Genomic DNA, 498 nt, shown 5'->3' on the forward strand with positions numbered 1-498 from the left:
ACCCCGCCCCCGCCCACCTCGGAGCCGCCGTCGGCCGAACCCTCGTCGTCGGCCCACGAGGAGCCGCAGCCGCAGCTCGCCCAGCGCGAGCCGGCACCCCGGGCGGGGGTCCCGGTCTAGGGCGTGACCAGCGTCTCTCCGGGCCGGTTTGCCTGCAGGGGTGAGGGGTGCGTATGGTGGTAGATCGTTTGATCCCATTTGCCCGGCGCCACCGCAGAGCGCGCCGTGTGGCGCGTACTCTCCTTTGCCGTGGCGGACCGCATTGAGGCGGTCGTGAGCGAATCACGGAGTTGACGGGCGCGTGCCGAAGAGACTCCGGAAGGTTTCGCATTCGCATGTCCGTGTCCAGTACTGACCAGATCGTCGTGTCCGAGAACGCGATCGACAACGAGATCGTCGATGAACTCGTCGACGTGACGACCGAGGTCACCGAGGCCCCCGAGGCCGCTGACACCACCCCCCAGACCACCTTTGCCGACCTCGGCCTCCCCGAGGGCG

Origin of the sequence: Streptomyces tricolor, from assembly GCF_002155905.1 — a bacterium.
In the GTDB taxonomy this organism is placed as follows: Bacteria; Actinomycetota; Actinomycetes; order Streptomycetales; family Streptomycetaceae; genus Streptomyces; species Streptomyces tricolor.